Genomic DNA, 13,520 nt, shown 5'->3' on the forward strand with positions numbered 1-13,520 from the left:
GCAGGACTGAATAAATTCAGTCCGCGGTTCCTCTGGCATTAAAATGCCTGCGGAAAAGAGGTACATATGAAACGTGTAGGAGCGGTAATTTGTAATTTTAATAAAAAAGAAGATGTACTGAACTGTATCCAGTCAGTGCTGGAATCGAAATACACAGACTATGATTTATACGTTGTAGATAATGCTTCGTCAGACGGTTCGGCAGAAGCAATCCGTGAAAAGTACGGCAGTCAGGTAAAGGTGCTTGTCAACGCAGAGAATCTCGGTGGTTCGGGTGGATTTAATACCGGACTGCGGAAAGCTTTGGAAAAAGGATACGAATATCTGTATTGTCTGGACAATGATGTGCTGGTTGATGAAAATGCAATGGGTGAGCTGGTGGAGTTTCTGGACACACACCCGGACAGCGGCATGGCAGGTTCGCGCGTGTATCACATGGAAAATCCGGGTGTTATCCAGCAGTTCGGACAGATTGTGGATTTTAAAGACTACTGTACCGAAGCCAAATTCCTTGGAAAAACCGATGAAGACGGAATTCCCGATGTCGAATATTCCGATGCGGTTGCCGCCTGCTCTCTGATGGTGCGGAAAAGTCTGATAGATGAAATCGGACTGATGCCGGAAGATAATTTTCTCTACTGGGACGATACCGAGTGGGGATACTGCTGTAACCTTGCAGGTTACAAAGTGGCATCAGTCGGCAGTTCCGTAGTGCTTCACCGCATGGGCGCAAAAAAAGAAGTTGTTAATACATTTCCAACATATTATGCGTGGCGCAACTGGATTTATTTCTTTATGAAATATACCCCGCAGGATGAATGGGAGAAAATGTGTGATACCTTTTTAAATTCTGTGTTTGAAGTGCAGTATGAAGGCATGTACCGCGGTGAGTATAACAAGGCAAAAACAGTCATGTTTGCCTATGATGATGCGATTCACGGTGTCCGCGGAAAAGCGGCAGACGGACGGATATTTGAAGTGGACTGCAAAGATACGGCACTGCGTGAAGTGCTGGCGGGAAAGCAGTGTATTTATTTAGAACGCGGTCAGGGAGAAGATTTTTCCTACGATCTTGCGGAGCGGATTTTAAAAATCAGTCCGCAGGCACAAATTACAGTCAATCCAGACGATACATACGACTGTAAGCTGGTATTGTGCGATTCCGTTTTTGCAGTCAGCGACATGAGCCTGCAAAACGTATATGTTGACAGTGCCATGAACGTCTTTGCGACGGAAGACGATGCCATGAAAATCATCAACTATCCATACGCAAGGGAACTGTTCCGCTTCGCCAACAAGCCGCTGTTCTTAGACAGCCTCCGTCATATGCACGAATAAAAAAATACTTGCTTTTATCAGTATACTTTTGTAACATAGATTGTGTGCACAGCGCATAAAATAAACCGTGTATGCGGAGAGAATGGAGAAAACTAAATTTATGTTAAAAAAATATCTTATGATTTTTCTGGTATCCATGGTGCCAATCGTAGAATTGCGAGGTGCGATTCCGATTTCGCAGGGCTTTCAGCTGCCGTTATTACAGTCCTACATCATCTGTGTTATCGGCAACATGCTTCCGGTTCCGATTATTTACCTTTTTGCAAGACGGGTGCTTGAGTGGGGCAAGGATAAAAAATACATTGGTAAGTTTTTTACCTTCTGTATTGAAAAAGGTCACAAGGGTGGACAGAAGCTGAAAGAAAAAGCAGGAAACGGGTTATTTATCGCACTGCTTTTATTTGTGGGTATTCCGGTTCCGGGTACAGGTGCATGGACAGGAACATTGGCAGCCAGTTTTCTGGATATGGGATTTAAAAAGAGTGTACTTGCCGTATTGGGCGGTGTGCTTCTGGCAGGTATTGTCATGGGCGCTGCCAGTGCAGGACTTTTCAGCGCACTTTTTGCAGTCTTTTAAAGTAAAATACAAAAACGGTTTTAAATTTATAAACAGAATGGGCAGCAGCCGGGCATGGGAATTCCTTATCCTGGAAGCTGCCTTTTTTTGCCTGAAATAAAAGAAAAAGCAAAAAAATGAAAAAAGTGCTTGCAATGTGCATAAAAAAAGTGTATTATATGAAAGTACTGTTAAACGCACGTTGTAAATACGGCATACAGTTACAGGAATATGGCTAATTGGTCAAGTGGTCAAGACGTCGCCCTCTCACGGCGAAGACAGGGGTTCGACTCCCCTATTAGCTATTCTGTATTATAGTGTTCTGGAAAGAGTGGGCAGAAATGTCCACTCTTTCGTTGTTAGGCATAATACAGGCGGACTGACAGGCGGGGATTCCTGCGATTTAAAATAATGGAAAGGCGATGAATAAATGGGTAGAAAGATAAGCTACGAAGAAAAAACAGAGCAGCTCATTCAACCGTTCATTGATGCGCATCATTTTGAGCTGGTTGATGTGGAATATGTGAAAGAGGGCAGTGACTGGTACTTGAGAGTTTACATCGATAAAGAAGGTGGCATTACCGTAGATGACTGTGAGGTAATCAGCAGAGAATTTAATGAAGTCCTTGACAAAGAAAACTATATTCCGGATCAGTATATTTTTGAAGTCAGTTCTCCGGGGTTGTTAAGACCGTTAAAGAAAGAAAAAGATTATCAAAGAAGCATTGGAAAATTAATTGATATTAAGCTTTACCGTGCCGAAGACAAACAGAAAGAATTTACAGGCGTGTTAAAAGCATACGATGAAAAAACAGTAACACTTGCATTTGAAAAGGATGAAGAAAAGACATTTGAAAGAGCGAATCTGGCAATGATTCGTCTTGCATTTTGTGATTAATAATAAAGAATAAACGATGCCGCAAGGCCAAATGGAGGAAATTATGAGTAAAGAATTAATAGCAGCACTTGATGCGCTTGAAAAAGAAAACGGAATCAGCAAGGAAGTGATGTTTGAGGCAATTGAAAAATCACTGATGGATGAATATAAGACACAGTTTAACACTGTAGAAAACGGCCGTGTTGTATTAGACAGAATCACAGGGGACTTCCACATTTATTCAGACAGACAGGTCGTTGAAGAAGTATCTGTTCCGGAACCGGCAGAAGGAAGCAATTCCAGAAAAAATACTGAAAAGTATATTTCTGCAACAGAGATTTCCCTTGCCGATGCAAGAAAGATTAAGCCAAACTGCCAGATTGGTGACATTGTTACCGTAGAGGTAAAATCAGAAGAATTTTCAAGACGTGCGGCAAAGAATGCAAAGGGTACAATTGTACAGAAGATTCGTGAAGAAGAAAAGGCAGCACTTTACAATGAATACCATTCAAAGGAAAAAGAAATCATCACAGGAATTGTACAAAGAATTGATGAAAAGGGTAATGTTTTGGTAGACATCGGAAGAACACAGACAACCTTAAAGGTCAGTGATCAGGTAAAGGGTGAAACCTTTGAACGCGGCGACAGAATTAAACTTTATGTTGTAAGCGTTTCCAACAAAGAAAAACCGGGGACACTGGTAAGAGTATCAAGAACATCACCACAGCTTGTAGAACGCCTTTTTGAAGAAGAAGTAACGGAAATCAAAGACGGCATTGTTGAAATTATGGGTATTGCAAGAGAAGCCGGTTCAAGAACTAAAATGGCAGTCCGTGCAAAAGTACCGAATGTTGATCCGGTTGGTGCATGTGTCGGTGTAAACGGTGCGAGAGTAAAGGCAATCGTTAATGAACTGGGCAACGAACAGATTGATATTATCGAATGGGATGAAAATCCGGCACAGTTAATTGTCAATGCGTTAAGTCCGGCAAAGGTTGTATCCGCAACAGCAGATGACGAAGAAAAGAAAGCGGAAATCATCGTTTCAGAACAGCAGCTTTCTCTTGCAATCGGCAAATCAGGACAAAACGTAAGACTTGCAGCGAAGCTTACAGGCTTTGGCATTGATATTAAGAGTGAAGCACAGGCAAATGAAGACATCGACGAAACAGCCGGTGACGAAGAAGACGTTGAACTTACATTGAGTGAAGAAGAATAAAAGATCAGGGAGTGATTTATTTGGCCGGAACAAAAAAGATTCCTCAAAGACAGTGCATAGGCTGTCGTGAAATGAAGAATAAAAAAGATTTAATCAGAATCTTAAAAACAGATACGGAAGGCATTATCATTGATGTGACAGGCAAGAAAAACGGCAGAGGTGCATATATATGTCCTAATGCGGATTGTTTTGCAAAGGCTGTGGCATCAAAGGGACTGGAACGTTCCTTTAAAATGCCGATAGAAAAGTCTGTGTATGACAAGTTGGCAAAGGAGCTGGAAAATATTGAAGCAGGATAAGGCATTAGCAATGATCGGACTTGCGCAGAAAGCAGGAAAAATCGTAAGCGGAGAATTTGCAACAGAAAAGGCAGTCAAGACCGGGAAAGCCGCACTGGTTATTGTTGCAGGAGATGCATCGGAAAATACAAAGAAGATGTTTACAAATATGTGTGCATTTTATGAGGTGCCTGTTTACATTTACAGTGACAAAGAAACACTTGGTCATGCAATCGGCAAACAGTTTCGGGCATCACTCGCAGTCGTAGATGAAGGCTTTAGAAATACAATCGAAAAGCATTTAAAAAATGGTTTGGAGCAGCAGATGTAAGCGGTTGTTCGGAAGAGAGGTTAAATGGCAAATATGAGAGTTCATGAATTGGCAAAAGAGTTAAATATATCATCAAAAGAAATTATAGAAACATTGAGTAACGACACAAAGAAGTATACCGCTTCCAACGGTCTGACAGACTCAGAAATCACGTCTATCCGCAGCAAGTTCGGTAAAAAGGCGGCACAGCCGGAAAAACCAAAGACAGAAGCAAAGCAGGAAGATAAAAAGTCCCATATTTCACAGGTGTATTTTCCACAGAATAGTACAAAAGCACCGGGAAATGATACAAGAAAGGGAAATCAGAATCAGACAAAGAACGATAATCAGATGAATAATAGAAATAACAATCAGAATAACAACAGAAAATCAGATACACCAAGAAACGAAAACGGTAGAAATAACTATGCCGGAAACCGTGACAACAACCGTAACGACCGTGACAGAAATGACCGTAGCGGAAACGGAGACAGACATAACGGTTACAGAAATGACCGTAACGGAAACAACGGCTACAGAAACGATCGGAATGACCGCAACGGAAACGGCGGCGGAAATAACGGCTACAGAAACGATAGAAATGACCGCAACGGAAACGGCGACAGAAATAACGGCTATAGAAACGATCGGAATGACCGCAATGGAAACGGTGGCGGAAATAACGGCTATAGAAATGACCGCAACGGAAACGGCGGCGGAAATAACGGCTATAGAAACGACCGTAACGGAAACGGCGGCGGAAACAACGGTTACAGAAACGACAGAAATGACCGCAACGGAAACGGTGGCGGAAATAACGGCTATAGAAATGACCGCAACGGAAACGGCGGTGGAAATAACGGCTATAGAAATGACCGCAATGGACAGGGGGGAAACAGCGGACGCAGAAATGACCGTGACAGAAAAGAAAGTCTGCCAAAGAATGATTTTCTGTTTGAAACCAAGCCGGATGCAAGAAAGCCGGAATCCAGAAGGGACAACAAGAAGAACGACAGAAGAAAAGATGAAGAAAAAGAAAATCTGAAGTTCGCAAACAGCCAGGCAAACAAGAAGGTAAACAAGCCGGTAGAAAAAGAAGAAGAAACCATTAAGCAGCTGGTTCTGCCGGACAGCTTAACCATCAAGGAACTGGCAGATAAGATGAAAGTCCAGCCGTCCGTTGTTGTAAAGAAGCTGTTTATGCAGGGAAAAATTGTAACAATCAATCAGGAAGTGGATTATGATACAGCAGAAGAAATCGCACTTGAATTTAACTGTATCTGTGAACACGAAGAAAAGGTTGATGTTATTGCAGAACTGTTAAAGGAAGATGATGAAGCAGAAGATACACAGGTTACAAGACCACCTGTAGTCTGCGTTATGGGTCACGTTGACCACGGTAAGACATCATTACTGGATGCCATCCGTGAAACACACGTAACGGCTAAAGAATCCGGCGGTATTACACAGAAAATCGGTGCGTATACGGTATCAATCAATGATCACCTGATTACATTCCTTGATACACCGGGTCATGAAGCGTTTACAGCCATGAGAATGCGTGGTGCACAGGCAACAGATATTGCCATTCTGGTTGTTGCGGCAGATGACGGTGTCATGCCTCAGACAATTGAAGCCATCAACCATGCAAAGGCAGCAGGTGTTGAAATTATCGTTGCTGTCAACAAGATTGATAAGCCGAGTGCCAATATCGAAAAGGTAAAGCAGGAACTGACAGAATACGAACTGATTCCGGAAGACTGGGGCGGTTCAACCATTTTCGTACCGGTATCCGCACATACAAAGGAAGGTATTGATGACTTACTGGAAATGATTCTTTTAACCGCAGAGGTACAGGAATTAAAGGCAAATCCGAACCGTAAGGCAAGAGGTATTGTAATTGAAGCTGAACTGGATAAGGGACGCGGTCCGGTTGCAACCGTACTTGTGCAGAAGGGTACATTAAAGGTTGGTGACCATGTGGCAGCCGGTGCATGCCATGGTAAAATCAGAGCGATGGTAGATGATAAGGGACACCGTGTAAGAGAAGCAGGACCTTCTATTCCTGTTGAAATTCTCGGTTTAAATGACGTGCCGAATGCCGGTGAAATTCTCGTTGCAATGGATTCTGATAAGGAAGCCAGAAACTTTGCAGAAACCTTTATCAGCGAAGGCAGAAAGAAGCTCTTAGACGATACAAAGCACAAGGTATCCTTAGATGCATTGTTCGAACAGATTCAGGCAGGTAATGTAAAGGAACTTGGTATTATTATCAAAGCCGATGTACAGGGTTCGGTAGAAGCTGTAAAGCAGAGCCTTGTAAAGCTTTCAAACGAAGAAGTTGTGGTTAAGATTATCCACGGCGGTGTTGGTAATATCAACGAATCCGATGTTGTTTTAGCTTCTGCTTCCAATGCAATTATCATTGGCTTTAATGTTAAGCCGGATAATCAGGCAAGAATCGTTGCAGAACGTGAAAAGGTTGATTTAAGATTATACAGCGTTATCTACAATGCAATTGAAGATGTAGAGTCCGCTTTAAAGGGTATGTTAGAGCCGATTTATGAAGAACAGGTTATCGGTCATGTTGAAATCCGCCAGATTTTCAAGGCATCCGGTGTCGGCAACATTGCTGGTTCATTTGTAACAGACGGTAAGATTACAAGAAATGCTTCTGTCCGCATTACAAGAGAAGGCGAAAAGACGTACGAAGGACCGATTGCTTCCTTAAAGAGATTTAAGGATGAAGTCAAGGAGGTAAAGGCCGGATATGAATGTGGTCTTGTATTTGAAAAATTTAACGACATTCAGGAAGGCGACATCATTGAAGCTTATGAAATGGTAGAAGTGCCTAGATAAGTTTTAGAAAGGGCATAAGGTTTTTAGAATGCGTAAAAACAGTGTAAAAAACACCAGAATTAATGGTGAAGTATTAAAGGAACTCAGTAACATTATCAGGGGAGAAATCAAAGACCCGCGGATAAACCCGATGACCTCGGTGGTATCCGTGGAGGTTGCCCCGGATTTAAAAACCTGTAAAGCATATATCAGTGTCCTTGGGGACAAAGAATCCCAGGAAGACACGATGAAAGGGTTGAAAAGTGCAGAAGGATATATCCGCAGGCAGCTTGCAAAGAATATCAATCTGCGCAACACACCGGAAATTACTTTTATTTTGGACCAGTCCATTGAATACGGTGTCAATATGTCAAAACTGATTGACGAAGTAACACAGTATGACAATGAACATCATGTTGAGGAACCTGTACAGGATTCAGAGGACTAAGTATGAATGTTTTAGAAGAATTAAAAGGTGCAGAAACGGTAGGTATTACCGGACATGTCAGACCGGACGGGGACTGTATCGGTTCCTGCATGGGATTGTATTCCTATTTAAAGGATAATTGTCCGCAGCTGGATGTAACAGTTTATCTGGAAACACCGGGCAGTGAATTTCATTATATCCGTGATATTGATAAAATTCAGACAATCCCGGATATCAAAAAAGAATATGATGTCTTTTTTGTACTCGATTGCAGCAGCTTAGACAGAATTGAGCCATTCCATAGCTGCTTTGAAAATGCAAAAAAGACTGTCTGCATTGATCATCATATCAGCAACGGAAGTTTTGCTGATGTCAATGTAGTAGACGCGCAGGCCAGCTCTGCCTGTGAAGTGCTTTACCGTACACTGGAAGATGATAAAATCAGTAAAGACACAGCAGCCTGCATTTACACAGGTATTGTGCATGATACGGGCGTGTTTAAGTACAGCTCGACGTCGGCACAGACGATGCTGATTGCCGGAAAGATGATGGAAAAAGGAATTGATTACTCAGATATTATCGATAACAGCTTTTATGCAAAGACATATATCCAGAATCAGATTCTTGGCAGGGCATTATTAGAGAGTGTTTTATTCTATGACGGCAAATGTATTTTCTCACTGGTTACACAGGATGAAATGAATTTCTATGGTGTTACCGGCAGGGAGCTGGGCGGCATTGTGGAACAGCTGCGTCTGACGGAGGGCGTGGAAGTTGCCATTTTCCTGTATCAGACCGGTGAGGAAGAATATAAAGTCAGCTTACGTTCCAAGAAAGTCATTGACGTGAGCAAAATTGCAATGCACTATGGCGGCGGTGGACATATCCGTGCGGCGGGCTTTACGGCAAACGGTGCAGTGCATGACATTATTAACAATATCGGTGCCAGAATTGAGGAGCAGTACAATGCACTTTCCGGCGCAGAAAATGTTGAATGAAAACTGTGAAAACAGTATATGAGGAATGTTATGAATGGTATCATAAATGTATATAAAGAAAAAGGATATACTTCGCATGATGTCGTTGCAAAACTCAGAGGAATTCTCCATATGAAAAAAATCGGACATACAGGTACGCTTGACCCGGAAGCGGAAGGCGTGCTGCCGGTATGTCTGGGCAAAGCAACAGGGCTTTGCAGCATGATTACAGACTGGGGAAAAACGTATGAAGCAGTGATGCTTTTGGGAACAACGACAGATACACAGGATACCACCGGTACCGTAACGGCAGAAAATGAAGTCCATGTCACCGAATTAGAGGTGATAGAGGCGTGCAGCAGCTTTGTAGGCGAATATTACCAGACACCGCCGATGTATTCGGCTTTAAAATATAAAGGCCATAAGCTGTATGAACTTGCAAGACAGGGCATTGAGATTGAACGTGCAGCCAGAAAAATTACAATTCATGCACTGCATATCAATGAAATGAATCTGGCAGACGACGAAAAAACCGTTACTTTTACCGTGGAGTGTTCCAAAGGAACTTATATCCGTACTTTATGTGAAGATATCGGAAAAAAACTGGGCTGTGGTGCCTGTATGAAAAAACTGGTGCGGACAAGGGTCGGCTGCTTTGGACTGGATGACAGTCTTACACTGGAACAGATTGAAGAAATGACACACAATCAGACGGTGGAAGAACATATCGTTCCGATTGATGAGATGTTTCCGGATTACAGGAAGCTCACCGTCTTAGAGGAGTACGAAAAACTGCTCTATAATGGCAATGCTTTTCCTGCGGCGGCAGTGTCCATGCAGGAAGCGGATCTGATGGAGCAGGAGTGTTTCAGAATTTATGACAGCCATGCGGCATTTATCGGGATATTCCGATGGAGTGCGTGTGTATTTAAACCGGTGAAAATGTTTTATTCGCATGAACAGCCGGGGAAATAGCATTTCGCAGCAAGATGCTCAGAAATGGAGATTAATATGAAAGGGGTGTGAACGTTTTGCAGTATATTCAGGGAATCCGTGATTTTAGTCTGGACAGGCCCTCTGCTGTTACGCTGGGAAAGTTTGACGGCGTTCACATGGGACATCAGAAACTGATAGAGATGATTCAGGAAAAAGCAAAACAGGAAAATCTTTTATCGGTTGTTTTTACATTTGATAAAATTCCACTCCGGCTCTGCCCGCAGAAAAACCAGCATTTTATTACAACCAATACAGAACGGCGGATGTTTCTGGAAAAACAGGGTGTCGATGTGGAAATTGAATATCCGTTCACAGAAGATTTTATGAATATGGAACCGGAAGCGTTTATTGAGGAAATTCTGATTGGCAGACTGCATGCAAAGTATGTGGTGGTCGGTACGGATTATCACTTTGGTAAAGGCAGAATGGGCAATGCGCAGATGCTTTTGGAACGCGGACCGGAATATGGGTTTGAAACCACGATTGTCGAAAAAGAGCGGTATCAGGAGCGGGAAATCAGTAGTACATATGTCCGTGAAGAACTGCGCCTCGGACACATGGAAACTGTCAATGTGCTGCTTGGCAGACCCTACAGCATCTATGGTATTGTATCAAAGGGAAAGCAGCTGGGCCGTCAGTTAAATCTTCCGACGTTAAATATTTATCCGCCGGACAGTAAGCTGCTTCCGCCAAACGGTGTGTATGCATCCATTACACGGCTGGACGGTAAAGAATATTTTGGCGTGACCAATTTAGGCGTCCGTCCGACACTTGATGACAGTCCGCTTTTAAGCGTGGAAACCAATCTGTTTGATTATAATGATGATGCCTACGGACATTATATAGAAGTACAGCTTATGCACTTTTTACGGCAGGAAATGAAATTTGATTCCATCGAAACTTTAAAAAAACAGATGGAAAGTGATGCTTCGTTTGCAAGAGAAATGTTTTTACTTAAAAATTAATGAAAATTAGTATGCAAAATCACATGAAAAGCTTGCATAGCAGATGAATTTATGTTATATTTTTAAAGTATGTTAGCCGTTATTCAGATTCAGGACACTCCGACCTGATTCTTAGTAGCAGGCGATTATTAAAAGGAGGAATATCAATCATGATATCTAAGGAAAAGAAAGCAGAAATTATTGCAGCATACGGAAGAAAGCCTGGCGATACAGGTTCACCGGAAGTTCAGATCGCAATCTTAACAGAAAGAATTGCAGAACTTACAGAACATTTAAAGGTTAACCAGAAAGACCATCATTCAAGAAGAGGACTTCTTAAAATGGTTGGTAAGAGAAGAGCTTTACTTGAGTATTTAAAGAAGAACGATATCGAAGGTTACAGAAACCTCATCGCTCGTCTTGGAATCAGAAAGTAATTTTAAGAAGGGCGGAGATTTCTCCGCCCTTTTGTATTGTGCGGAGCATCATGGAATAACCGCAGACCGTAAAACAAAGATAACAGAAGTTTCTACCGAGACTGCTGAAAAATGTACCGTAGGTTGTGAAATGCAATGAGAAAATGGTGGGTTTTTCAGTTGTTTCGGGCTTCTGTTTCTGATAAAAAAAGAGCCGGGCAGAAAAATCAAAAATCCGGCAGAATGGAGAATTTATGTTTAAACAGTTTACAATGGAGCTGGCTGGCAGAACACTGCGTGTTGATATCGGCAGAGTCTGCGCACAGGCAAACGGTGCAGCGTTAATGCACTATGGCGATACAGTTGTGCTTTCTACAGCAACTGCATCCAAAGAGCCAAGAGAAGGAATTGATTTCTTCCCGTTAAGTGTAGAATATGAAGAAAAGATGTATGCAGTCGGTAAGATTCCGGGTGGTTTTAACAAGAGAGAAGGAAAGGCATCTGAAAATGCCATCCTGACTTCCCGTGTAATCGACAGACCGATGCGTCCGCTGTTCCCAAAGGATTACAGAAATGATGTTACATTAAACAACATGGTGATGTCTGTTGATACAGAGTGCAGACCGGAACTGCTTGCAATGCTTGGTTCTGCGATTGCAACCTGCATTTCCGATATTCCGTTTGACGGTCCTTGTGCAACCACACAGATCGGACTGATTGACGGTGAATTTGTAGTCAATCCTTCACAGACACAGTGGCAGGAAGGTGATTTACAGCTGACAGTTGCTTCTACAAGACAGAAAGTTATCATGATTGAAGCCGGTGCCAATGAGATTCCGGAAGCAAAGATGATTGAGGCAATTTACATGGCACATGACATCAACCAGACAATCATTGAATTTATCGATAAGATTGTGGCAGAAGTCGGCAAGGAAAAGCATACATATGTAAGCTGTGCCGTTCCGGCTGAAATGTTTGAAGCCATGAAGCAGATTGTAACACCACAGGAAATGGAAGAAGCAGTCTTTACAGATGACAAGCAGACCAGAGAAAAGAACATTGATGCAGTAACAGAAAAGATGAAAGAAGCTTTTGCAGACAATGAAGAATGGCTTGCCGTACTGGGTGAAGCAGTTTACCAGTATCAGAAAAAGACAGTTCGTAAGATGATCTTAAAAGACCATAAAAGACCGGATGGACGTGCTATTAACCAGATTCGTCCGCTGGCAGCAGAAGTGGATATTATTCCGAGAGTGCATGGTTCTGCGATGTTTACAAGAGGACAGACACAGATTTGTGACATTGTAACGCTTGCACCGCTTTCAGAAGCGCAGAAGGTAGACGGATTAGATGATAACGTTACGGAAAAAAGATATATCCACCAGTACAATTTCCCGTCATACTCAGTAGGTGAAACAAAGCCGTCAAGAGGTCCGGGACGTCGTGAAATCGGTCATGGTGCATTAGCAGAAAGAGCATTGATTCCGGTTCTTCCTACACCGGAAGAATTCCCGTATGCAATCCGCGCCGTATCCGAAACATTTGAATCCAACGGATCAACATCCATGGCTTCAACCTGTGCTTCCTGCATGTCTTTAATGGCAGCAGGTGTACCGATTAAGAAGATGGTAGCCGGTATTTCATGTGGTCTTGTAACAGGTGATACAGATGACGATTATATCGTATTAACAGATATTCAGGGACTTGAAGATTTCTTCGGTGATATGGACTTTAAGGTAACCGGTACAACAGAAGGTATCACAGCCATTCAGATGGATATTAAGATTCACGGTCTGACAAGACCAATCGTAGAAGAAGCCATCGCAAGAACTAGAGAAGCAAGACTGTTCATTATGGATACCTGTATGAAGCCTGCAATCGCAGAGCCTAGAAAGACAGTTGGTGAATATGCACCGAAGATTATCCAGACAAAGATTGATCCGGCTAAGATCGGTGAAGTTGTCGGACAGCGTGGTAAGGTTATCAATGCAATTATTGATGAATGTGGTGTTAAGATTGATATTACAGATGACGGATTTGTATCTGTATGCGGCGTAGAGCAGGCAGGCATGGATCAGGCAATGAAGTATATCAATACCATTGTACAGGATTTTGAAGAAGGCCAGATTTACGAAGGTAAGGTTGTAAGCATCAAAGAATTCGGTGCATTTGTTGAATTTGCACCGGGTAAGGAAGGCATGGTTCATATTTCAAAGATTGCAAAAGAAAGAATCGAACATGTAGAGGACGTACTGACATTAGGTGATAAGGTACGCTGCAAGTGCATGGGCAAAGATAAGATGGGCAGATTAAGCTTTTCTATTAAAGACGCTGAATAATAAAG

At 42.4% G+C, this 13,520-nt stretch carries 13 protein-coding genes and 1 tRNA gene; all 14 read left to right on the forward strand.

Translation table 11 applies throughout. The annotated features are described in order from the left end of the window. Window positions 1-66 precede the first annotated feature (66 nt). The 14 genes from LI288_RS02085 to LI288_RS02150 all read left to right on the forward strand — a co-directional run bounded on the left by LI288_RS02085 (window position 67) and on the right by LI288_RS02150 (window position 13,515). The gene (locus LI288_RS02085; protein WP_227089270.1) at window positions 67-1,338 is read left to right on the forward strand and encodes a glycosyltransferase family 2 protein; all 1,272 of its coding nucleotides are present in this window, start codon (window positions 67-69) and stop codon (window positions 1,336-1,338) included. A gap of 100 nt (window positions 1,339-1,438) precedes the next feature. Next, a complete protein-coding gene (locus tag LI288_RS02090; RefSeq protein WP_022433339.1) occupies window positions 1,439-1,915 on the forward strand; it encodes a COG2426 family protein in 477 nt (158 codons plus the stop codon). A gap of 212 nt (window positions 1,916-2,127) precedes the next feature. Then, a tRNA-Glu gene (locus tag LI288_RS02095) sits at window positions 2,128-2,199 on the forward strand. Window positions 2,200-2,324: 125 nt separating this feature from the next. Further along, on the forward strand, window positions 2,325-2,792 hold the full coding sequence (rimP, locus tag LI288_RS02100; protein ID WP_022433338.1) for a ribosome maturation factor RimP: 468 nt from the start codon (window positions 2,325-2,327) through the stop codon (window positions 2,790-2,792). 43 nt (window positions 2,793-2,835) lie between these two features. Further along, window positions 2,836-3,990, forward strand: coding sequence for a transcription termination factor NusA (gene nusA / locus LI288_RS02105; protein ID WP_227089271.1), 1,155 nt, complete (start codon window positions 2,836-2,838; stop codon window positions 3,988-3,990). A 71-nt stretch (window positions 3,991-4,061) separates the two neighbouring features. Further along, the gene (gene rnpM, locus LI288_RS02110; protein WP_264473879.1) at window positions 4,062-4,289 is read left to right on the forward strand and encodes an RNase P modulator RnpM; all 228 of its coding nucleotides are present in this window, start codon (window positions 4,062-4,064) and stop codon (window positions 4,287-4,289) included. Then, window positions 4,276-4,599, forward strand: a complete 324-nt coding sequence (locus LI288_RS02115) for a L7Ae/L30e/S12e/Gadd45 family ribosomal protein (RefSeq protein ID WP_227089272.1) — start codon at window positions 4,276-4,278, stop codon at window positions 4,597-4,599. The genes rnpM and LI288_RS02115 overlap by 14 nt, the downstream gene beginning before the upstream one ends. Window positions 4,600-4,623: 24 nt before the next feature. Continuing rightward, entirely contained in the window at window positions 4,624-7,437 is a 2,814-nt protein-coding gene (infB, locus tag LI288_RS02120; RefSeq protein ID WP_227089273.1) for a translation initiation factor IF-2, read from the forward strand. A 28-nt stretch (window positions 7,438-7,465) separates the two neighbouring features. Next, window positions 7,466-7,864 (forward strand): 30S ribosome-binding factor RbfA, encoded by a 399-nt coding sequence (gene rbfA, locus LI288_RS02125; protein WP_022432348.1) that lies wholly within the window; start codon window positions 7,466-7,468, stop codon window positions 7,862-7,864. 2 nt (window positions 7,865-7,866) lie between these two features. Next, window positions 7,867-8,841 carry a DHH family phosphoesterase gene (locus LI288_RS02130; RefSeq protein WP_227089274.1) on the forward strand — a complete coding sequence of 325 codons (975 nt, stop codon included), beginning with the start codon at window positions 7,867-7,869 and terminating at the stop codon, window positions 8,839-8,841. 30 nt (window positions 8,842-8,871) lie between these two features. Then, window positions 8,872-9,795 carry a tRNA pseudouridine(55) synthase TruB gene (gene truB, locus LI288_RS02135; protein WP_022432346.1) on the forward strand — a complete coding sequence of 308 codons (924 nt, stop codon included), beginning with the start codon at window positions 8,872-8,874 and terminating at the stop codon, window positions 9,793-9,795. 56 nt (window positions 9,796-9,851) lie between these two features. Further along, window positions 9,852-10,781 carry a bifunctional riboflavin kinase/FAD synthetase gene (locus LI288_RS02140; RefSeq protein ID WP_227089275.1) on the forward strand — a complete coding sequence of 310 codons (930 nt, stop codon included), beginning with the start codon at window positions 9,852-9,854 and terminating at the stop codon, window positions 10,779-10,781. Window positions 10,782-10,930: 149 nt separating this feature from the next. After that, the gene (rpsO, locus tag LI288_RS02145) at window positions 10,931-11,197 is read left to right on the forward strand and encodes a 30S ribosomal protein S15 (protein ID WP_022432344.1); all 267 of its coding nucleotides are present in this window, start codon (window positions 10,931-10,933) and stop codon (window positions 11,195-11,197) included. 233 nt (window positions 11,198-11,430) lie between these two features. Then, on the forward strand, window positions 11,431-13,515 hold the full coding sequence (locus LI288_RS02150; protein WP_022432343.1) for a polyribonucleotide nucleotidyltransferase: 2,085 nt from the start codon (window positions 11,431-11,433) through the stop codon (window positions 13,513-13,515). Window positions 13,516-13,520: the final 5 nt, after the last annotated feature.

This window comes from Lachnospira pectinoschiza (genome assembly GCF_020564355.1).
Classification (GTDB): domain Bacteria; phylum Bacillota; class Clostridia; order Lachnospirales; family Lachnospiraceae; genus Lachnospira; species Lachnospira intestinalis.

Excerpts from the sequence above, each read along its gene's own strand:
- LI288_RS02085 (WP_227089270.1), top strand. The coding sequence starts at position 67 with ATGAAACGTGTAGGAGCGGTAATTTGTAATTTTAATAAAAAAGAAGAT.
- LI288_RS02090 (WP_022433339.1), top strand. The coding sequence starts at position 1,439 with ATGTTAAAAAAATATCTTATGATTTTTCTGGTATCCATGGTGCCAATC.
- rimP (WP_022433338.1), top strand. The coding sequence starts at position 2,325 with ATGGGTAGAAAGATAAGCTACGAAGAAAAAACAGAGCAGCTCATTCAA.
- nusA (WP_227089271.1), top strand. The coding sequence starts at position 2,836 with ATGAGTAAAGAATTAATAGCAGCACTTGATGCGCTTGAAAAAGAAAAC.
- rnpM (WP_264473879.1), top strand. The coding sequence starts at position 4,062 with ATGAAGAATAAAAAAGATTTAATCAGAATCTTAAAAACAGATACGGAA.
- infB (WP_227089273.1), top strand. The coding sequence starts at position 4,624 with ATGGCAAATATGAGAGTTCATGAATTGGCAAAAGAGTTAAATATATCA.
- rbfA (WP_022432348.1), top strand. The coding sequence starts at position 7,466 with ATGCGTAAAAACAGTGTAAAAAACACCAGAATTAATGGTGAAGTATTA.
- LI288_RS02130 (WP_227089274.1), top strand. The coding sequence starts at position 7,867 with ATGAATGTTTTAGAAGAATTAAAAGGTGCAGAAACGGTAGGTATTACC.
- truB (WP_022432346.1), top strand. The coding sequence starts at position 8,872 with ATGAATGGTATCATAAATGTATATAAAGAAAAAGGATATACTTCGCAT.
- rpsO (WP_022432344.1), top strand. The coding sequence starts at position 10,931 with ATGATATCTAAGGAAAAGAAAGCAGAAATTATTGCAGCATACGGAAGA.
- LI288_RS02150 (WP_022432343.1), top strand. The coding sequence starts at position 11,431 with ATGTTTAAACAGTTTACAATGGAGCTGGCTGGCAGAACACTGCGTGTT.